General features: G+C 63.9%; 18 protein-coding genes. 13 read left to right on the forward strand and 5 right to left on the reverse strand.

Going from position 1 to position 20,261, the window contains the following annotated elements:
• Nucleotides 1-4: 4 nt before the first annotated feature.
• The 6 genes from eda (at nucleotide 5) to ACFQX9_RS20865 (ending at nucleotide 5,041) form a co-directional block, all read left to right on the forward strand.
• Nucleotides 5-655: a bifunctional 4-hydroxy-2-oxoglutarate aldolase/2-dehydro-3-deoxy-phosphogluconate aldolase gene (gene eda, locus ACFQX9_RS20840; RefSeq protein ID WP_018459241.1), complete on the forward strand. Its 651-nt coding sequence runs from the start codon at nucleotides 5-7 to the stop codon at nucleotides 653-655.
• Nucleotides 656-714: 59 nt separating this feature from the next.
• A complete protein-coding gene (locus tag ACFQX9_RS20845) occupies nucleotides 715-1,884 on the forward strand; it encodes an acetyl-CoA acetyltransferase (protein WP_377790296.1) in 1,170 nt (389 codons plus the stop codon).
• Nucleotides 1,885-1,999: 115 nt separating this feature from the next.
• The gene (locus ACFQX9_RS20850; protein ID WP_211383438.1) at nucleotides 2,000-2,206 is read left to right on the forward strand and encodes a hypothetical protein; all 207 of its coding nucleotides are present in this window, start codon (nucleotides 2,000-2,002) and stop codon (nucleotides 2,204-2,206) included.
• A 122-nt stretch (nucleotides 2,207-2,328) separates the two neighbouring features.
• Nucleotides 2,329-3,552 carry a CaiB/BaiF CoA transferase family protein gene (locus ACFQX9_RS20855; protein ID WP_377790298.1) on the forward strand — a complete coding sequence of 408 codons (1,224 nt, stop codon included), beginning with the start codon at nucleotides 2,329-2,331 and terminating at the stop codon, nucleotides 3,550-3,552.
• Nucleotides 3,549-4,685, forward strand: a complete 1,137-nt coding sequence (locus ACFQX9_RS20860) for a thiolase family protein (protein WP_377790300.1) — start codon at nucleotides 3,549-3,551, stop codon at nucleotides 4,683-4,685. The genes ACFQX9_RS20855 and ACFQX9_RS20860 overlap by 4 nt, the downstream gene beginning before the upstream one ends.
• On the forward strand, nucleotides 4,682-5,041 hold the full coding sequence (locus tag ACFQX9_RS20865) for a Zn-ribbon domain-containing OB-fold protein (protein WP_377790302.1): 360 nt from the start codon (nucleotides 4,682-4,684) through the stop codon (nucleotides 5,039-5,041). The genes ACFQX9_RS20860 and ACFQX9_RS20865 overlap by 4 nt, the downstream gene beginning before the upstream one ends.
• A 436-nt stretch (nucleotides 5,042-5,477) precedes the next feature.
• On the opposite strand, the gene ACFQX9_RS20870 is transcribed toward ACFQX9_RS20865, so the two are convergent.
• Entirely contained in the window at nucleotides 5,478-5,648 is a 171-nt protein-coding gene (locus ACFQX9_RS20870; protein ID WP_158091581.1) for a hypothetical protein, read from the reverse strand.
• On the opposite strand from ACFQX9_RS20870, the gene ACFQX9_RS20875 reads away from it, so the two are divergent.
• Together ACFQX9_RS20875 and ACFQX9_RS20880 are read left to right on the forward strand one after the other, a co-directional pair.
• Nucleotides 5,647-6,174, forward strand: coding sequence for a carboxymuconolactone decarboxylase family protein (locus ACFQX9_RS20875; protein ID WP_377790304.1), 528 nt, complete (start codon nucleotides 5,647-5,649; stop codon nucleotides 6,172-6,174). The two genes, ACFQX9_RS20870 and ACFQX9_RS20875, sit on opposite strands and share 2 nt — an antisense overlap.
• Before the next feature lie 26 nt (nucleotides 6,175-6,200).
• Entirely contained in the window at nucleotides 6,201-6,503 is a 303-nt protein-coding gene (locus ACFQX9_RS20880; protein WP_026233761.1) for a nucleoside triphosphate pyrophosphohydrolase family protein, read from the forward strand.
• A 5-nt stretch (nucleotides 6,504-6,508) separates the two neighbouring features.
• On the opposite strand, the gene glsA is transcribed toward ACFQX9_RS20880, so the two are convergent.
• The 4 genes from glsA to ACFQX9_RS20900 all read right to left on the reverse strand — a co-directional run bounded on the left by glsA (nucleotide 6,509) and on the right by ACFQX9_RS20900 (nucleotide 12,042).
• Complete coding sequence (glsA, locus tag ACFQX9_RS20885) at nucleotides 6,509-8,356, reverse strand: glutaminase A (protein ID WP_085352808.1); 1,848 nt, start codon at nucleotides 8,354-8,356, stop codon at nucleotides 6,509-6,511.
• A gap of 22 nt (nucleotides 8,357-8,378) precedes the next feature.
• Nucleotides 8,379-10,454 (reverse strand): TRAP transporter permease, encoded by a 2,076-nt coding sequence (locus ACFQX9_RS20890; RefSeq protein ID WP_377790307.1) that lies wholly within the window; start codon nucleotides 10,452-10,454, stop codon nucleotides 8,379-8,381.
• 35 nt (nucleotides 10,455-10,489) lie between these two features.
• Nucleotides 10,490-11,656 (reverse strand): TAXI family TRAP transporter solute-binding subunit, encoded by a 1,167-nt coding sequence (locus ACFQX9_RS20895; RefSeq protein ID WP_085352810.1) that lies wholly within the window; start codon nucleotides 11,654-11,656, stop codon nucleotides 10,490-10,492.
• Between the two features lie 164 nt (nucleotides 11,657-11,820).
• Nucleotides 11,821-12,042: an acetyl-CoA carboxylase biotin carboxyl carrier protein subunit gene (locus ACFQX9_RS20900; protein WP_018459231.1), complete on the reverse strand. Its 222-nt coding sequence runs from the start codon at nucleotides 12,040-12,042 to the stop codon at nucleotides 11,821-11,823.
• Nucleotides 12,043-12,136: 94 nt separating this feature from the next.
• Between ACFQX9_RS20900 and ACFQX9_RS20905 the strand changes: the two genes are divergently transcribed.
• The 5 genes from ACFQX9_RS20905 (at nucleotide 12,137) to ACFQX9_RS20925 (ending at nucleotide 20,203) form a co-directional block, all read left to right on the forward strand.
• Nucleotides 12,137-13,111 (forward strand): IclR family transcriptional regulator, encoded by a 975-nt coding sequence (locus ACFQX9_RS20905; protein ID WP_085352811.1) that lies wholly within the window; start codon nucleotides 12,137-12,139, stop codon nucleotides 13,109-13,111.
• The gene (locus tag ACFQX9_RS20910; protein ID WP_085352812.1) at nucleotides 13,041-14,600 is read left to right on the forward strand and encodes an acyl-CoA carboxylase subunit beta; all 1,560 of its coding nucleotides are present in this window, start codon (nucleotides 13,041-13,043) and stop codon (nucleotides 14,598-14,600) included. Before ACFQX9_RS20905 ends, ACFQX9_RS20910 begins: the two co-directional genes overlap by 71 nt.
• Nucleotides 14,601-15,021: 421 nt before the next feature.
• Entirely contained in the window at nucleotides 15,022-16,719 is a 1,698-nt protein-coding gene (locus ACFQX9_RS20915; RefSeq protein WP_247455844.1) for a GMC family oxidoreductase N-terminal domain-containing protein, read from the forward strand.
• Nucleotides 16,720-16,982: 263 nt separating this feature from the next.
• A complete protein-coding gene (locus tag ACFQX9_RS20920) occupies nucleotides 16,983-18,497 on the forward strand; it encodes an ATPase domain-containing protein (RefSeq protein WP_085352814.1) in 1,515 nt (504 codons plus the stop codon).
• Nucleotides 18,494-20,203: a response regulator gene (locus ACFQX9_RS20925; RefSeq protein WP_085352815.1), complete on the forward strand. Its 1,710-nt coding sequence runs from the start codon at nucleotides 18,494-18,496 to the stop codon at nucleotides 20,201-20,203. The genes ACFQX9_RS20920 and ACFQX9_RS20925 overlap by 4 nt, the downstream gene beginning before the upstream one ends.
• Nucleotides 20,204-20,261 lie beyond the last annotated feature (58 nt).

The following is a 20,261-nucleotide window of genomic DNA, read 5'->3' on the forward strand; positions in this document are numbered from 1 at the left end:
CAAGATGACCACGACTGCCCAACAGAACCACCTCGCCGCGCTGTTCAAGGCCGCGACTGTCATTCCCGTCCTCACCATCGAGCGTATCCAGGATGCGGTGCCGCTGGCGCGTGCGCTGGTGGCCGGCGGCGTCCGCACGCTGGAGGTGACCATGCGTACCCCTGTTGCGATCGAGGCGGCGAGGGCGATGATGGCCGAGGTGCCCGAGGCGGTGGTCGGCATCGGCACGATTCTCAATCCGGCCGACTTTACCCGTGTCGAGAAGCTCGGCGTTGCGTTCGGCATCAGCCCGGGCTTGACCCCGGACCTCTTGAAGGCCGCCACCCATAGCTCCTTGCCGTTTGCGCCGGGTATCGCCACGGCCTCCGAGCTGATGATGGCGCTGTCCTACGGCTTCGACATTGCAAAATTTTTCCCGGCCGAGCAGGCCGGCGGCATCAAGGGGCTGCGCTCGCTGGGTGGGCCGTTCCCGAACGTGCGGTTCTGCCCGACCGGCGGGGTCGGCGAGGCCAATGCGGCAACCTGGCTCGCGGAGCCCAATGTGGTCGCGGTCGGCGGTTCCTGGCTGTGCCCGACGGCGGAGATCAGGGCCGGGAACTGGGCCGGCATAACTGCCATCTGCCAGCGCACCCTCGAGGCCCTTAAACCCGCGTGAAGTCTTGCCATCCCTGAGCTAAGACTTAGGTCAGCAAGAGAGCGCCAGGGAGAATGACCATGACCGCCAGCATCGTCGGATGGGCGCATACGCCGTTCGGCAAGTTCGACACCGAGACCGTGGAAAGCCTTGTGGTGAAGGTCGCCAATGAGGCGCTGGCGGATGCCGGCATTTCGGCCGGCGATGTCGACGAGATCGTGCTCGGCCATTTCAACGCCGGCTTCTCGCCCCAGGATTTTACCGCCTCGCTGGTGCTCCAGGCCGACCCGAAGCTGCGCTTCAAGCCGGCGACCCGGGTCGAGAACGCCTGCGCCACCGGCTCCGCCGCCGTCCATCAGGGCGTGCGCGCGATCGCGGCCGGCGCGGCCAGGATTGTCCTCGTTGTCGGCGTCGAACAGATGACGCGCACGCCGGGGCCCGAGATCGGCAAGAACCTGCTCAAGGCGTCCTATCTGCCCGAGGACGGCGACACCGTCGGCGGCTTCGCCGGCGTGTTCGGCAAGATTGCCAGCTCCTATTTCCAGAAATACGGCGACCAGTCCGATGCACTGGCGCTGATCGCAGCCAAGAACCACAAGAACGGCGTCGCCAATCCCTTCGCCCAGATGCGCAAGGACTTTGGCTTCGAGTTCTGCCGCGCCGAGAGCGAGAAGAACCCCTACGTTGCCGGCCCCCTGAAGCGCACCGACTGCTCGCTGGTCTCGGACGGTGCCGCTGCCCTGGTGCTGGCCGACGCGGAAACCGCCAAGGGCATGAGCAAGTCGATCGGCTTCCGCGCCACCGCGCACGCCCAGGATTTTCTGCCGATGTCCAAGCGCGACATCCTCCAGTTCGAGGGCTGCACGGTCGCCTGGCAGCGCGCGCTGGAGAAGGCGGGTGTTGCGCTCGGCGATCTCTCCTTCGTCGAGACCCATGACTGCTTCACCGTCGCCGAACTGATCGAGTACGAAGCGATGGGCCTGACGCCGAGGGGGCAGGGTGCCCGCGCCATCAAGGAAGGCTGGACGCTCAAGGACGGCAAGCTGCCGGTCAATCCGTCCGGCGGCCTGAAGGCCAAGGGCCATCCGATCGGCGCCACCGGCGTCTCCATGCACGTGATGACCGCGATGCAGCTCGCCGGCCAAGCGCCCGAGGGAATGCAGCTCAAAAATGCAAAGCTCGGCGGCATCTTCAACATGGGCGGTGCGGCGGTCGCCAACTACGTCTCCGTGCTGGAGCCGCTGAAGTAAGGCTGCATGGTGGGCAAGGCGCGAAGCGCCGTGCCCACCTTCTTATCTTGCGCTAGATCATGGTGGGCTCCCCCGGGGCCCTTAAAGCTCATGATCGATTTGCAGGGGATGCATCATGAGCAATGACTACGAAGATTCGCTGTCGATGGACGCACTCAACGATCGCATCGCGATTCTCGAGGACAATATCCGCCAGCTCATCGAGCAGGCCGCGGCCGCCTCGGGTGAGCAGAGCGAGTCGCGGATCGCGGACCGCATCAACCAGCAGAATGAGGAGCTCGACCGTCTCCTCAAGGTGCGCGAATCCCGTCAGAAGAAATAGCGGCCCTTTCGCCGCCGATGCATACGGCCATACGCCGGCCGCCCTTGCGCACGCGCCGCCGCTGCCGTTAGCTGGACCGAAATCGCGGGGCTCATCTGAGCCCGCGCAATCGGGAGCGAACGATGGGGCCGCTGAAGGGCATCAAGGTCGTCGACATGACCACCGTGCTGATGGGTCCCTATGCGACCCAGATGCTCGGCGACTACGGCGCAGACGTCATCAAGGTGGAGTCTCTGGACGGCGACGTCACGCGCCTGATCGGCCCGATGAGGCACGCCGGCATGGGCCCGGTGTTCCTGAACACCAACCGCAGCAAACGCTCGATCTGCCTCGACCTGAAGAAGCCCGCCGGCCGCGAGGCCGTGCTGCGCTTGCTGAAAGACGCCGACGTTCTCGTCTACAACGTCCGCCCGCAGGCTATGGCGCGGCTTCAACTCGGCTATGACGTTGTTGCCAAGATCAATCCGCGTCTGGTCTATGCCGGCGTGTTCGGCTTCGGCCAGGACGGGCCGTATGCTGCAAAACCCGCCTATGACGATCTGATCCAGGGTGCCACCGCGCTGCCGGCCTTGATGGCGCAGACCGGTGACGGTGTGCCGCGCTATGTGCCGAACGCACTGGTCGATCGCATTGTAGGCTTGACTGCCGTGGGCGCGATCTGCGCCAGCCTCGTGCACCGCGACCGCTCCGGACGCGGACAGCGCGTCGACATCCCGATGTTCGAGACCATGGCCGGCTTTGTCATGGGCGACCACATGGGCGGGCTCACCTACGAGCCCCCGCTCGACAAGGGCGGTTACGCCCGCCACCTCTCGCGCGACCGCCGGCCCTATAAGACATCAGACGGCTATCTCAGCGTCATCGTCTACAACGACAAGCAGTGGGAGAACTTCTTCAAGGCGACGGGACGCGACGATCTGCGCGCCGACGCGATGTTCGCGACATTCGCCGGCCGCGCCGCCAATATCGACGTCGTCTATGCCGAACTCGCGCGCATCTTCGAGACGCGCAGCACCGCGGAATGGATCGACCTGCTGACCAGAGCGGACGTACCTGTGATGCCGATGCACGACCTCGCGTCGATGCTGCACGACGAGCATCTGGAGGCGACCAACTTCTTTCCGGTGGTGAACCACCCAACCGAAGGGCCGATCCGGAGTATGAGGGTGACGGCAACCTGGTCCGAGACCGAAGCCGAACCGGTGCGGCTTGCGCCGCAGCTCAACGAGCACGGCGCGGAAATCCTGCGTGAGATCGGCTATTCCGCCGACGAGATCGACGCCATGGTCCGCGATGGCGTCACCCGTTCGCCGCCCCGGAATGACGATGCACTGGTGCGCCCATGAGCTTCATCACCGGCGTCGGTCTCACGCCTTTCGGCAAGCACGAAGACTCGTCCTCGCTGGAGCTGATGAGCAAGGCCGCGCAGGCTGCGCTCGACGATGCCGGGCTCAAGCGTGCCGAGATCGACGGCATCCTCTGCGGCTACTCCACCGTCTCGCCGCACATCATGTTGGCGACCGTTTTTGCCGAGCATTTTGGCATCCGCCCCAGTTACGCCCATGCCGTCCAGGTCGGTGGCGCGACCGGGCTCGCGATGACCATGCTCGCCCATCATCTCGTCGAAGCGGGCGTCGCCCGCAATGTGCTCGTCGTGGCCGGCGAGAACCGCCTCACTGGACAGAGCCGCGACGCCTCGATCCAGGCGCTGGCGCAGGTCGGCCATCCCGACTACGAACTGCCGCTCGGCCCGACCATCCCCGCCTATTACGGCCTCGTCGCTAACAGATACATGCACGAATACGGCGTGACGGAAGAAGACCTCGCCGAATTCGCGGTGCTGATGCGCACCCACGCCTGCACTCATCCTGGTGCGCAATTCCAGGATCCCATCGAGGTCGCTGACGTCATGGCCTCGAAGCCGGTGGCGATGCCGCTGAAGCTGCTCGATTGCTGCCCGGTGTCCGACGGCGGTGCCGCCTTCGTCGTCAGCCGCGAGCGGACCGGAGAGGCCGGCGTGCGCATTCGCGGGTGTGCCCAGGCTCATACCCATCAGCACGTCACTGCAGCGCCCGCCCTGAGCGAACTCGGCGCCGAGATCTCCGTCGCCCGCGCCAGGGAGGCCACCGGCCTCGCGATTTCCGACGTGCGCTACGCGGCGATCTACGACAGCTTTACGATCACGCTCGCGATGCTGCTGGAAGATCTTGGCCTTGCTGGCCGGGGCGAGGCAGCCGCGCGCGTGCGCGCCGGCCATTTCAGCCGCAATGGAGCGATGCCGCTGAACACCCATGGCGGCCTGCTCAGCTACGGTCATTGCGGCGTCGGTGGCGCCATGGCGCATCTGGTGGAAACGCATCTCCTGATGACGGGGCGGGCGGCGAATCGTCAGGTGCGCGACGCCTCGATCGCGCTGCTGCACGGCGATGGCGGCGTGCTGTCGTCCCACGTCAGCATGTTCCTGGAGCGGGTGCGATGAGCGAGCGTCTAGCCGACTGGACCAAGGGCGAACAGGCCGTCATTTATCAGACCTGCACCGCATGCGGCCATGTGCAGTATATTCGTCGCGCCTTCTGCGCGGCCTGCGGCGCGTCCGATCCGCGCGAGCAGTGCGCCAGCGGCAAGGGCAGGGTCTACGCGACGTCGCTGGTCTGCCGCGCCGCCACGCCCGAGACGCGCGCGTACGTGCCCTACAACATCCTGCTGGTCGATTGCGCCGACGGTTTTCGCATGATGGCGCATGGTGAGAATGATCTCGCCATCGGCGATGAGGTCAGTGCGAGCTTCAAACTGTTCGCCGGCAAGCTGGTGCCGTTCTTCGCCAAAGACAGATAGTGAAATTTAGATGCTCCAATGTGGCCCGGATGGAGCGGAGCGAAATCCGGGTTTTCGCCTCACCGATAGACTTTCCCGGATTGCGCGCTCCATCCGGGCTACTGCGGCAACGCGAGCGGTGGGATCCGTCATTCGGGGGCGGTCCTGAGAGACCGAGCCTGGAACGGGAATTCTGGGCCTGGCCTGTGCGAGGGCCACCCCGGAATGACGAAAGCTCTCACCCGACTCTTAACTAGCGCCCGTAGAACAGGATGCTGGCGATGACGAGCATCGCCATCACCGCTAGCATATGCGCGAACGCTTCCGAGGCCGCCCCCTTGGTGGCTTCCTTCATTCCATTTTCTCCCTAGACTTGGGCGTGACTCATCGATGCGCGGTTAGCGCCCAACGGCCAACTGTTTTTACTCGGAACACCCCTTGCGAGTATCCGCCGCGATCAAGTCCCCACGCGGCGAATATCGACTGTGCCAAGGTCGTTCAGCAATGCGGCGGCATTTTGACTCGATGTTGTTGCTCCTGCGGACGCGCAAGAATACAGTTTCGTGGAAATTTCGCCGCTAACGACAAAAAGCATCAAAGGCTTAGGGAAAAACTTCAGGAAAATCATGGCCCGCATCAACTACAGCGACCCGTCCAAGGCATCCGACCGCACCCGGGAGATCCTCGACAAGAACCGCAATGCCAACATCTTCCGGATGATGTCGCATTCGCCGAGCTATTTCGAGCAGTACTGCCGGCTCGGCGGCGCCATCCGCCACAAGGGCGAGCTCGATCCGATCGTGCGCGAACTCGCGATCACCCGCACCGGCATTTTGTGCGAGGCGCCGTATGAGATCGTCGCGCACAAGCGCATCGGCAAGAATGTCGGCGTCACCGACGAGCAGAACGAGGCGCTCGAGAACTGGCAGGCCGCGAACTGTTTCAATGAAGTGGAGCGCGCCGCGCTCGCCTTCACCGACGAGATCGTCAAGCTGAACAAGCCGACGGATGCGACCTTCAAGGCGATCTCGTCGAAGCTGACGCCGGCCGCACTGGTTGAACTGCAGCTCTCGGTCGGATTCTACATCATGACGTCAAAGTTTCTGGAGACCTTCGAGATTGACCTTCAGCCGGTCACCGAAGTGGTCGGCTGATCGAGCAATTGCTGTGAGGGATGCTCATGACGATCGATGAATATGCCGCCTGGGCTGCAACGATTGCGAAAGTCGATGAGCGTCCGTCGAACGAACGGCTGTCCTATCTCGGGCTCGGCCTCGCCGGCGAGTCCGGCGAAGTCGCCGACCATATCAAGAAGCTGCTCCGCGATGACTGGCTCGACCAGGCGGGCCTCGTCGAAGAGCTCGGCGATGTCATCTATTACTGGGCCTGCCTCTGCGTGGCGACCGGCCAGCAGCCATCGGAGCTGCTCAAGACCAGTGCCGCCAAGATCAAGCGGCGGATCAGCGAGGCGGCGAGCCGCTAGGCCGCTCAGGTGGAGGTCAAGATATCCACTTTGGCGTTGGCGACGATCAGGCGCTCGGCCAGAAGCTGCGCAAGATTGCGCATGATGCGTTCGCTGGCGTGCGGGTGCTGCTTGCGGAAGCGCTCGAACGCTTTCAGAGGCGCCTCGAACGCGGTCGCAGCCATATCCGCGAACACGTCCGCGGAGCGGGTGGTCTCGATCAGGGCCATCTCGCCGAACGCCATGCCGGCGGTGAGTGTTGCGAGCCGCACTCCGTCGGGCAGGGTGACATGCACCGCGCCGCTGCGCAGGAAGAACAGGGAATCGGCTGCGGCGCCAGTGGTGAGGATTTTCGCGCCAGACTGATAGATCCGGATCGTGCAGATCGAGGCGAGGTCGGTCAGCTCTTCCGCGCTGAGGCCTGCGAGCAGCGGCTGCTCGGAAAGCTCGGTGGTCTCGTGAAAATCGATCGAGCCGCCATAGCGGTAGACGATCTGGTCTTCGGCCCATTCGATCGCGGTGTCGAGCACATAGAAGTCGCGGACGTTCTTCAGCTCCGCGGTCCACTCCCGCAGGCTGTCCCATTCTTTGGAGGCGCGCCTGACGCCTGACAGGACGACGGTCACATTCAGCGCCGCCAGCTCCTCGAACGCTTCAGCCACCAGCCGCGCCCCGGCGCGTGTGGTGGAGGTGACGCGGTGGAGATCGAAAATCACGAATTGCGGCCGCGGCCGGCCCGCAAGCCGGCGTGAGACATAGTCGACCGCCGACAGCGACAGCGTGCCGACCAGCTCGATGATCCGCACCTCCTGCTCGTGGGCTGCGAGAATATCGCGCTCCTGCGGGCGGCGCACGCGCCGCGACGGGCTCTTGCCGATGTCGTAATCGGCGATGACGGCGTTGCGTGCGTCGTCGCTGCGGTTGAGCATATGCAGATCGTAATGCGAGGACAGCGCCTCGCAGACCTTGATGCCGCGCACGCTGTTGCCGTGCTTGTCGAGCCTTGGCGAATAGCTGCCGAGCCCGAGGCGGGCGGGGAGTGCGGCGAGAATTCCGCCGCCGACGCCACTCTTGGCGGGGATGCCGATCCGGTAGATCCATTCGCCGGCATAGTCGTACATGCCCGACGACGTCATCACCGACAGCGTGCGCGAGATCGCGTAAGGCGTCAGCACCTGCTCGCCGGTAACCGGGTTGACGCCACGGTTGGCGAGCGTTGCCGCCATCACGGCGATGTCGCGCGCGGTGACCAGCACCGCGCATTGCCGGAAATAGACGTCGAGTACGGCCGCGACATTGTCCGAGATCACCGCATTGGTCTTGAGGAGATAGCCGATGGCGCGGTTGCGGTCGCCGGTCTGGCTTTCGGAAGCGTAGACGGCCTCGTCGACGGCGAGGTCGCGGCCGGCAAAACGACTGAGCGCGAGGCGAATTTGCTCGAAGGCGTCCGGACCCTTGCTGTCGTGGATCAGCCCGGTGCAGGCGATCGCGCCGGCATTGACCATCGGGTTGAATGGATGATTCTCCGAGTTGAGCCGGATCGAGTTGAAAGGATCGCCGGAGGGCTCGACGCCGATTGCGCTCTCCACCCTGTTTGCGCCGAGCAGGTCCAGCGCCAGCGCGAACACGAACGGCTTTGACATCGACTGGATGGTGAAGGGCGCCCTGGAGTCGCCGACCTCGTAGACATGACCGTCCAGGGTCGCGAGGCTGATGCCGAAACAGGCAGGATCGGCCTTGCCGAGCTCGGGAATGTAGTCGGCGACCGCGCCCGAGGTCTCTGCCGAGAATTCGTTGAGGCAATTGTCCAGAAACCGCAGCAAAGGCGGCTTCGAGCGGGTCCAGGCGGTGGCGAGAGGCGAAAGCGGTTTCATTGCCTCTCTTTGTGCAACGCAATCAGGGCACGCGCAACCCGTCCGGCACCACGGTCTGCCGCCGGACCAGCAGCAGGGCGAGCAAAACCGTGGGGATCAGGATGGCGAGGCCGAGCAGCGTCACCTGCATCTGCGACAGCGGCATGATGCCGCCGCCGGGGGTGGCCACCACGAAACCGCCGATCACCAGCAGCACGCGGATCGGCCACTCCAGCGCACCGGCGCCGCGGAGATCGCCGACGAAGGGCTGGTAGCCCTGGATGCCGCCGCAGATGAACAGCGTGCCGAACGCCGCGAGCGCCATCAAGCCGAGACCGGCGAGATAGGGGCTCGGCCCCTGCAGCACCAGCGCGGGATTGAGCACGAAGAAGAACGGGATGAAATAGATGATGCTGCCGACCCACATCGATTCCCAGCCCGTCTTCATCGCCGGCGAGCCGGCAATACCTGCCGCTGCGAATGATGCAATCGCGACCGGCGGGGTGATCGACGACAGCATGCCCCAGTAGAAAATGAACATGTGCACGGCCATCTTGTTCAGCCCGAGTTTCTCCAGCGCGGGTGCGACCAGGATGGCGAGGAAGATGTAGCAGGCCGTCGTGGTCAGGCCGAGCCCGAGAATCAGGCTAGTCAGGGCGCACATGCCGAGCAGCAGGAACGGATTGTCGCCGGCGATATGCAGCAGGTCGCTGGCGAGGCTCGACACCACGCCGGTCATCGAGAAGGCGCCGATCAGCAGGCCGCACCCGGCGAGGATGCCGACAAGCTCGACGAAGGTGCGGCCGTTGACCTCGAGGAATTTGCCGATGGTCGCGACAGTCCAGCGCGTGTCCTTCGAGAACAGCTGGTTGAGCACAAGAAGCAATGCGGTGGCGTAGAATGGCGCATGGCTCTCGCGCTTGAAGTAGAGCAGCATCACGATCAGAAGGGCGATGACGAAGACGTAGTACCAGCCATCCTTGATCGTATCCATGACCCGCGGCAGCTCCGCGCGCGGAATGCCCTTCAGCCCGTGTCGTGCGGCGTAGGAATCGACCTGCATGAACAGGCCGATATAATAGAGCGCGGCGGGAATGACGGCCGCGATCGCGACATCGGCGTAGCTGACATTGAGGAACTGCGCGATTACGAAGGCGGTCGCGCCCATCACCGGCGGCGCCAGCACCGCGCCGGTCGAGGCACAAGCCTCGATCGCGCCCGCATAGGAGGCGCGAAAGCCGCTCTTCTTCATCACCGGAATGGTCATGGTGCCGGCGGTCAGCACGTTGGAGATGATCGAGCCTGACATCATGCCGAGCAGGCCGCTGGCGAAGATGCACACCTTGGCCGCGCCGCCGCGGAACGTGCCACACAGCGCGAAGGCGAGATTGATGAAGAACTTTCCGGCGCCGGTCATCATCAACGCGGTGCCGAACACCAGGAAGCCGATCACGGTGTCGGCAAACGCCTGGATGGGAATGCCGAGCAGGCTCTCGCCCGACAGCACGTGATAGGCGGTCGCCTGCTCCAGCGTCGACTGCGTGCCGCGGAACGGCCCGAGCCAGCTGGATTCCGCGAACAGCGGATAGACGGTGAAGGGAAGCACGCTCAGTAGCAGGCTCCAGCCGCCGGTGCGGCGCAGCGCCTCCATCAACATCACCCACATCACGAGACCGGCTGCGATCACGCTGTTCGGCGCGCCGCCGAATTCCCAGCCGGCCTCGGCGGCCTTGCGGACGTTCGACATCAACAGCAGCGCGGCGGCAAAGGTCACGACGAAGCAGAGAAGGTCATACCAGGGAATGCGATCGAGCGGCGCGCGCGGGGTCCCCGGGAAGATCAGGAACGTGAACGGCAGCATCAGGGCGATCAGGAGGTAGAAGTATTCCGTGTTGAGCTGGGTGTAGCCGACGAAGAAGCGCAGCGAGAATTGCTGGTTGATGCAGAGCAGGATGGTCGCGGCGGTCGCGAGGACGAGTAGCCAGCGCCAGGCGCCACGCAAGCTTCGCACGCGCGTAACTTCCGCTTCCTGCATGTTGGCGGCGGCGCCATGCGGATCGTCGAACACGATCCGCTTGGCCTCGTCCTGGGAGGGGGTGGAGACTGAAGCAGACGACATGATCGACCCCGGGCGTGGACAATTAACGCTGTGAACTAATCCTCGAACCCGTTCGGCATGTCGGCCTTCGCAAGCGCCGCGGCACGCGCCTTCATCCAGGCGTCGAGGAACGCCTTATCATCCGCAGGCGGATTGGATTTTCCGTAGTCGGTCCACGCGGCGCCAAGCACCTCTTGCCGCTTGATCAGTCCGTTGTTGTGCGCCTCCTGTGCGTCGTTCCATTGCCCGGCCTCCTTCAAAGCCTTCACCGCGCCGGGATGCACCGGCACCACCCAGTTCTTGGTCTGGCGATCGGCCGCAAGCCCGCCGGCGCCGGGCGCGGAGTCCTTGTAGGAATCGTAGTTCACGATCATCGCCTTGGTGATCGCATAGACCTGCTCGGGGGCTTGCGAGGCGTAGGCGACGAAGATCGGATAGGGATAGTTGCCGAGCTCGATCGGCTTGTCCGGCGAGATACCGGCGCCGCAGGTCGCGGTCTGCGGGAAGAAGAACGAGCCGACCTTCTGCATCCGTGCCCAACCTTCCTTGTCCTTGGCGGGCAGCGGCGGCCAGACCAGCCCGCGCGGCGAAGTATCGGCTTCCTTGGCGGGACCGGTGATGGTGGTGCCGAAGGCCGCATCGGTGTCGTTGTTGATCAAGCCCTTCCACATCGCGCCGTAGCTTGCGAACTCGACGATCTTGACGTCCTTCTGCGTCAGGCCGGCGAAGGCGAGCACCGCGAGCGAGTTCTGGTTCAGTGCCGGCGAGCCGACGACGAAGCCGACGCGCTTTCCCTTGAGGTCCTTCAGCTCCTTCACCCCCGTATCCGCGGCCACGCCGAGCGAACCGCAATTGCAATCAACGCTCGAGAGCAGGATCTGGAGCGGCTGCGGGCCCCATTCCCTGGAGCCGAACTCGAACACGCCCTCCTGCGCGAAATATGTCCCCGATCCCATCGCCGCGGAGACCGCGCGCTTGGCGCGCAGCGGCGCCAGACGCGCGACATCGTTGCCTGCGGGGAGCACGCGCACGTCGGTCGAGTATTTGTCCTTCATCATCTTGCCGACGCCGACCGCGATGTTGAAGCCGGCGGTACCGGTGTCATAGGCGGTGAACGTCAATGTTGCCGGCAGCTTGATGTCGTCGGCGAATGCATAGCGTGTAGACACAAAAGAAAGGCCTGCCACCACGGCAGGCGCGAGCATGATCAGCCCACGACGCATGTTTCCCTCCAATGATCCTCGCGTTTGCCGCGACGATTTCTTTCTTTGTTTGAAACAGGTTTTGTTTGAGAGATCATGTCATCGCGGTCAGGCGATGGCAACGCCGTACCGCGAACGCAGCAATGAGGCTGACAGAATGTCGCGGAAAACGACGGAGAATGCAGTCAGCTTGCGACGATTGCGATCGCCTGTCCTTCGGTAACGACGTCGTCGAGCTTCACCAGAAGCGATGTGATCTCGCCGCTCACAGGCGAAAGCACCGGTATCTCCATCTTCATCGCTTCGACCACCACAATCTCATCGCCATCTGCAACGGTTCCTCCAACTTGCACGGGAGTTGCGCAGACGCGTCCGGCGATCTCCGTGACGATCTTAATTTCTGGCATGCCATCGCCTTTTTGTTGTGGTCGCAAAATGCCTGAGGTAGTTTCTTCTGCAAGCGGAATTTAATTCCGCACAGCGGAACAAGCGGTAGGGATCATGGGACGACGTTCGGAGCGGTTGAGTAGACAAGGTGCGCTCGCTGGCGAAGCCGGTGAGGGTGATGTCATCCAGGTGGTGTCGCGCGCGTTCGACGTGTTGCGGTGCTTCGAAGGCCACGAGGCCAGGCTTGGCAATCTCGAAATTTCAAATCGCTGCGGCCTGCCGCGCTCCACGGTGTCGCGGTTGACGCACACGCTGACGCGGATGGGGCAACTGGTTTATCTGCCGCGCGATCAGAAATATCGCATCGGGCCGAGCGCGGTGGCGATGAGCGCCTCGATGATGAAGGGCGCGCAGCTGCGCAGCATGATCCGCCAGCGGCTCCAGGAAGTCGCCGAGCAACTGCCGGGCACCGTCGGCTTCGTGGTCCCCGATCGCTTCCATCTGGTCTATCTCCAGTTCGCGCGTTCGGCCTCGGCACTCGGGCTGCACGAGGGCACCGGCAGCCGCATCTCGATGGCCTCGACCGCTGCAGGCGCAGCCTACACCGCGGCATTGGCGCCCGAGGTCGGCGATGCCTTCATCGCGGACATGGAGCGGGAAGCTCCCGAGGCTGCGAAAATCCTGCGGCCCCGCATCGAGGCCAACCGGCAGTCGCTGCATGAGCGCGGCTATGTCGTGGCCTGCGGCCTGTGGAGCCCGCATATCAACGGGCTCGCGGTGCCGATCTGGTCGCCGCAATACCAGACCTTCGTCGTCATCACGATCGGTCTTCTGTCGGCGATGTACGACGAAGAGCGCCTGCATGCCGAAGTCGCGCCGCTGATGCTCGCGCTCGGCCGTTCGCTCGGCAGCCTGATGGAGGGCGCGGAAGGCGACGTCTTCAACGCCCGCATCCCGCGTAAACCGGTCGCCATGGCCGTGCACAACAATAACAAGCCGATCAATTCGGAGGGAGTGAATGAACTGGAAGCCGGAACTCGACGAGCTCGCCCGGCGCGAAGCCTTCGCGCGGGAGATGGGCGGCGTTGACAAGGTCAAGCGTCAGCATGACCAGGGCCGACTGACTGTTCGGGAGCGTATCGACAGACTGACCGACAAGGGCAGCTTTCACGAGATCGGCGCCGTCTCCGGCGTCGGTGAATACGATTCCAACGGCGAGTTGCAGAAATTGACGCCGGCGAACTGCGTGTTCGGCCGCGCGCGCATCGAAGGCCGCACCGTCGTCGTGGTCGGCGACGATTTCACCGTGCGCGGCGGCTCGGCGGACGCGTCCATCTCCGCAAAACCGCTGATGGCGGAGGAGATGGCGCATGATCTCCGCCTGCCCATCGTCCGCATCATCGAAGGCTCCGGCGGCGGCGGCTCGGTCAAGACTATCGAGACCAAGGGCGCGGCGAACTTGCCGGGCGGCATCGGCGGCACACGCTGGTATCGCTTCACCACCGACAATTTGTCGCGCGTGCCCGTGGTCGCGCTCGGCCTCGGCTCGGTCGCAGGGCTCGGTGCCGCGCGTCTTGCCGCCAGCCACTATTCCATCATGACCCGGAAGTCCGCGATGTTCGTCGCAGGTCCGCCGGTGGTGAAGGCGCTGGGGCAGGACCTCTCGAAGGAAGAGCTCGGAGGCGCCGACATCCAGACCCGCGCCGGCGCGGTCGATCATGCCGTCGACACGGAGGAGGACGCCTTCGCCTGTGCGCGGCGATTCCTGTCCTATCTGCCGTCGTCGGTTTACGAGCTGCCGCCGACCTTGCCCTGCACCGACAATCCGGAGCGTACCGAAGAGACGCTGATGAGCGCGGTGCCACGCAACCGCAAGCAGGTCTACAAGATACGGCCGATCGTCGAACAGGTCGTGGACAAGGGCTCGTTCTTCGAGGTCGCCAAGAATTTCGGCAAGCCGATCATTGTCGGCCTCGCGCGGCTCGAGGGCAGGGCGGTGATGGTGCTCGCCAGCGACAGCTTTCACTATGGCGGCTCCTGGACGGCGGATGCCTGCCAGAAGGTCGTGCGCTGGGTCGACTTCGCCGAGACCTTCCATCTGCCGATCGTCTATCTCATGGACTGCCCCGGCTTCATGATCGGGCTCGATGCGGAGAAGGCGGGCACCATCCGCCATGGCGTTCGCGCTATGGCCGCGGTCAACCAGGCCACGGTGCCCTGGTGCACGGTGATCCTGCGCAACGCCTTCGGCGTCGCCGGCGTGGTGCATCAGCCCGCCGACCGCTTCTCGATCCGCTACGCCTGGCCGTCGGCCTATTGGGGCTCGCTCCCGCTCGAAGGCGGCATCGAAGCCGCCTACCGCGCGGACATCGACGCGGCCGAGGACAAGGCGGAGAAACTGAAAGAGATCGAGGACCGCCTCAACAAGCTGCGCTCGCCGTTCCGCTCCGCCGAAAAATTCTGGGTGGAGGAGATCATCGATCCCAGGAAGACGCGGTCGCTGCTGTGCGAGTTCGCGCGGCTGTCGGAGCCATTGCGAAAGCCAGGGCCGCCGGGGAATTTTTCGATCAGGCCGTAGCTTCAGCCGTCACTGCGAGCAGCTGTTGCCGATCTCAGCCTAATTGCAGTTCGGCAAAATTGATCTATCGCAACACGTCGCGTCCGATTGTCTGCAAGCGTCTCGTTTGAAACGAGGGAGAGACGTCATGACAAATGCGGGTAACGCGCTGCTTTGGACGGCCATATTTTTCTGCCTGTCGTTCGCTTCGATTTTTGTAGTCTGGTTTGCCGAGCGGTTGCGCGCGGGCTTCGTGAGGAAGCCGTAAAGCCTCCTCGGTTCGCTCCCTCGTCACCTGCTGACCGGACGGCGGATGCCAGCCGCCGGGCGGTGCCCTTGGCGTCGACGGCCTTGTGCTCGCGCTTTGCGCGGCAGCGATGACGTGACCTCAAAACAATAACGCGCTACGCTTCCCGGGCAAGAACAAGAGGAAGCGCCAATCGTGTATGACTTCATTATCGTGGGCGGCGGCTCGGCGGGGTCCGTGCTGGCCCACCGGCTCTCCGCGAGGAGCGCCAACAAGGTCCTGCTCTGCGAGGCCGGACAGGACACACCGCCCGGAGACGAGCCGGCCGAGATCAAGGACAGCTATCCGGGTACGGCCTATTTCGATCCGCGCTTCCACTGGACCGAGCTCAAGGTCACGACCCAGATCGTCAGCCACAACAATCCGGATGAAGGGCGCGCACCCCTGCGCAAATACGAGCAGGCTCGCGTGCTCGGCGGCGGCTCCTCGATCAACGGCCAGATGGCCAACCGCGGCGCGCCGACCGATTACGACGAATGGGAAGCGCGCGGCGCTGCGGGGTGGAGCTGGAATGATGTGCTGCCCTTCTTCAAGAAGGTCGAGCGCGACCTCGATTTCGACGGTCCCTACCACGGCAAGGACGGCCGCATCCCGGTCCGCCGAATCCCCAGGGAGCACTGGACGCGGCATTCGCAGGCGTTCGCGCAGGCCTTCCAGCAGGCCGGACATCAGTTCCTGCCGGACCAGAATGGCGAGTTCGTCGACGGGTTTTTCCCGGTGACGCACTCGAACCAGGCCGAGCAACGCGTCTCGGCTGCCATGGGCTATCTCGATCGCGACACGCGCAAGCGCGCCAACCTCACGATCTCCACCAACACGCAAGTCAGGGAATTGCTGTTCGAAGGCACGCGGTGCGTCGGGGTGAAGGCGGTGGTCGACGGGCGGGAGCAGGAATTCCGCGCCCGCGAGATCATTCTCTCCAGCGGCGCCATCCATTCGCCGGCGCATCTGTTGCGCGCCGGCATCGGCCCGGTCGGTCACCTCAGGGATATGGGCATTCCCGTGTTGATGGGGCTGCAGGGCGTCGGCCAACGCCTGATGGATCATCCCTCGATCTCGCTGTCGTCCTTTGTCCGCCGCGGCGCGCGGATGAACGAGCACACCAGGCGCCACATGCAGCTTGGCCTGCGTTACTCGTCCGGGCTCGAAGGCGTACCGAAAGGCGACATGTTCGTCGTGCTGCTCAGCAAATCGGCCTGGCACGCCGTCGGTGAGCAAATCGGATCGCTCCTGACATTCGTCAACAAGACCTATTCGGAGACCGGACAGGTCAAGCTTGCCTCGCGCGACCCGGCAGTCGAGCCGATCGTCGAATTCAACCTGTTGTCCGACCGGCGCGACCTTGATCGCCTGATGAGCGGTTTCCGCAAGATGGCGGCCGTGCAGATGAGCGACGTGGTCAGGGCCGTGACGGACAAGCCGTTCCCGGCCTCCTATACCGACCGTGTGCGCAAGATCGGCGTGGTCAACACCAAGAATCGGATTCTGACCAAGATCGCCGCGGCCCTGATGGACGGGCCGGCGGCGCTGCGCCACTACATGATCGACAATTTCGTGGTCGAGGGCTTCACCTTCGACGACGTCATCAACGATGACGAGGCGCTGGAAGCCTTCGTGCGCAAGGCCACGATCGGCGTGTGGCACGCCTCCTGCTCGTGCCGCATGGGCCGGACCGATGATCCGATGGCGGTGGTCGATCCAGAGGGGCGCGTCAAGGGCGTGCAGGGCCTGCGCGTCGTCGATGCCTCGATCTTCCCGGTGGTGCCGTGCGCCAACACCAATTTTCCGGTCCTGATGTCGGCGGAGAAGATCGCGGCCGCGATGATGCAGTGAGCCGGCGCGGCTTTTCGGGCTGGCGAACCGCCTTGTCGACGCTGACCGTCCAGGACCGCTAGTGATACCGCAAAAGCTGAAATGGTGGGCGAGAACGGTTCCGGGGCCGACGGTCTGGCGGACATGCGTGCTTAGGCGGAACTTGGAACCCGGCTTCGGCGTTCTTTGCCAGATTTCGCCTTACGACTGAGACGGGCCGCTGACCGCGCGTCCCATCTCGGGGCCGGAGCGCACTGTCGGCGATGGAGCTTCACGGGGGTTCAATGATCAATTCATCAAGCCGGGCGCAAACCAGCGATCCCGGAGAGTTGCCTAGGATTTCGACCGGCAGTGACGGTCTCGACGATATCCTCTACGGCGGGCTCGATCCCAATCGCATGTACCTCTACGAGGGCCGGCCCGGCTCGGGCAAGACCACGATGGCGCTGCAATTCCTTCTCGAGGGCGCCCGTTGCGGTGAACGCGTGCTCTATATCTCCTTGTCGGAGACCAAGCGTGAGCTGACGCTGGTTGCACAGCGGCACGGCTGGTCGCTGGAAGGGGTCGACATCTTCGAACTGGTGCCGCCCGAGACGACGCTCGATCCGGAGCGCGAGCTCACCGTCTTTCACCCCGCCGAAATGGAGCTGAGCGAAACCACGGGCCTGATATTCAAGGAGGTCGAACGGATCAATCCCGCGCGCGTGGTGCTGGACAGCCTGTCCGAGCTCCGCCTCCTTGCGCAGAACCCGCTGCGGTACCGGCGCCAGGTTCTGGCCCTGAAGCACTTTTTCACCAACCGCAACTGCACGGTCATCCTCCTCGACGATCTCTCGTCCTCCCAGGACGACCTGCAACTCCATTCGATCGCGCATGGCGTCGTGATGCTCGAACAGCTCGCCATTGATTATGGGGCAGAGCGCCGGCGGCTTCGCGTGATTAAGATGCGCGGCATTCGATTTCGCGGCGGTTTCCACGATTTCACGATCGAAGCGGGAGGGGTGCGGATATTCCCCCGTCTGGTGGCGGCGGAACATCACACCTCGTTTATCGGTGAATTGACGCCCAGCGGCAATGCACAACTCGACCAGCTCCTGGGAGGAGGGCTCGAGCGCGGCACCAGTGCGCTGCTCTTGGGCGCCGCCGGTGTCGGCAAGTCGTCTCTCGCGCTGACCTATGCGATCGCGGCGGCAGATCGCGGTGAGCATGCGGTGTTCTTTGCCTTCGATGAAGGTCGCGGTACAGTGGAGGCCCGGGCTCGAACGCTGGGCCTGCCGCTTGAAAGCCATCTGCAATCGGGACTCATCCGATTTAAACAGATCGATCCCGCCGAAATGTCCCCCGGCGAATTCGCCGCCAATGTGCGCAACAGCGTCGAAAAGGACAACGCCCGAATTGTTGTCATCGACAGTCTGAACGGCTACCTCAACGCAATGCCGGATGAGCGATTTCTCATCCTCCAGATGCACGAGCTCCTGAGCTATCTCGGGCAGAAAGGCGTGCTGACCGTCCTGATCCTCGCTCAGCACGGGCTGGTCGGTCCGATGGAAACGGCTCTCGATATCAGCTATTTGAGCGATGCCGTGCTCATGCTGCGCTATTTCGAGGTCGGCGGAACGGTGCGGCGCGCCCTCTCGGTCGTGAAGAAGCGCAGCGGCAATCATGAAAATTCCATCCGCGAGTTTCGTCTTGGCAGTGCCGGCATTACGGTCGGTCCTCCGCTGACCGGATTCAGCGGCATCTTTTCCGGGAATCCGCGTTACTCGGGCACGGAGATACCGGAGGGGCTGTCGGAATGAGCGCCGACCGCGATCATTGCGTCCTCGTGTTTGCTCCGATTGGCCGCGATGGACCGGCATCGGTCGAGCTTCTCCGCAGTTCGAATCTCGTGGCAATCAATTGTCGAGGTCTGCCTGAACTGGTCAACGAGATGTCGGCTGGCGTGGGCGCGGTGCTTCTCGCCGAGGAGGGCTTGTTCGGAAAGGATACCCAGCCGCTGGCACATTGGATCGAGCGGCAGCCGCCCTGGTCCGACCTGCCCTTTGTCATTCTTACCAGCCACCGGGAGCAGCCGGCGGTGGTTGCCTGGCGCCGCAGCATCGTCGATACACTCCGCAACGTTTCGCTGCTCGAGCGCCCGGTTCAGCCGATCACGCTGACGAGCGCAATTCAATCCGCAATGCGGGCCCGCCGGCGGCAATATGAGATTCGGACCTTGCTGCAGGCGCGCGAGCGGACGGCCCAGGAGCTCGAGAAGCTCGTGGTCGAGCGCACCCGTGCCCTCGAGGAGGCCAACAAGCATCTGCGGGCCGAAATGGAAGAGCGCGCCCGCGTCGAGGAGACCCTTCGTCAGGCCCAGAAGATCGAGGCCATTGGGCAATTGACCGGCGGAGTAGCTCACGATTTCAATAATCTGCTGATGGTGATCTCCGGTGGATTGGACATGCTCGACCGACAGACCGATCCTGATCGGCGGCGTCGGCTGTTGGAAGGAATGGTTCAGGCGGCGCAGCGTGGTGCGGGCCTGACCAGGCAGCTTCTGGCTTTTTCACGGCGGCAGAAGCTCCGGCCCGAGGCCGTCGACATCCCCGCGCAGATCGGCGGCATGCGCGAATTGCTCGATCGGAGCCTGAGAGGCGACGTTCACGTCGAGTTCGATTTTCCGGAGGGGCTTTGGCCGGTTGAGGTCGATCCGGGAGAGCTCGAACTGGTCATTCTCAATCTGGCGGTCAACGCCCGCGATGCGATGCCGAACGGCGGTACGATCGTTGTCCGTGGCGAGAACCTGGCCGGCCTGAACGAGAACGAGATCGCGGGCGATTACGTTCGCCTATCCGTGGTCGACAGGGGTGTTGGAATGAGCCCCGAGATCCTGGCGCGGGTCTTCGAACCGTTCTTCACGACCAAGGATGTGGGGAAAGGCTCGGGCCTGGGGCTTGCTCAGGTCCACGGATTTGCGACGCAATCACGCGGGATGGTTCGAATAAAATCGATCGTCGACGAGGGCACCAGCATCGAGCTCTATTTGCCGCGATCCAGGAATATCCCTTCGGGTGAACGGCACCTCATCGACCTGAACAGGGCTCGGCCCAAGAAGGCCAATCAGGGCCGAATCCTCCTCGTCGAAGACGACGACGAGGTCGCCGCGCTCGTCAGCGAGATGCTTGCGCAGCTCGGTTACCAGGTCACGCGCGCGGCCAGCGCTGCGGCGGCTCTCGGTGCCCTAGCGGACGGCCGCTCCGTCGATCTGGTGTTTTCCGATATCATGATGCCGGGCGGCATGAACGGTGTCGAACTCGCGCGCGAGATCAGAAGAAGGCGAAGCGACATTCCGGTCCTGCTGACGAGCGGATACGCCGAAGCCGCGGTTCACGACGCCGAGCAGGCTGGGATCCGGATCCTGTCGAAACCCTACCACATCGACGAGCTCGCCGCAGCGCTCGGCGCTGCAAAATCGGACTTTGCGATAGCCACAGGAGCGGGGTTGGCGACGACTCGGGGCTGACCAAGCGCGCAACAATCACTGCCCGGGTTTATGGCTCGAGGGGCACCCTGCGCAATTG

This window comes from Bradyrhizobium sp. GCM10028915 (genome assembly GCF_042666195.1).
Lineage (GTDB): Bacteria > Pseudomonadota > Alphaproteobacteria > Rhizobiales > Xanthobacteraceae > Bradyrhizobium > Bradyrhizobium canariense_D.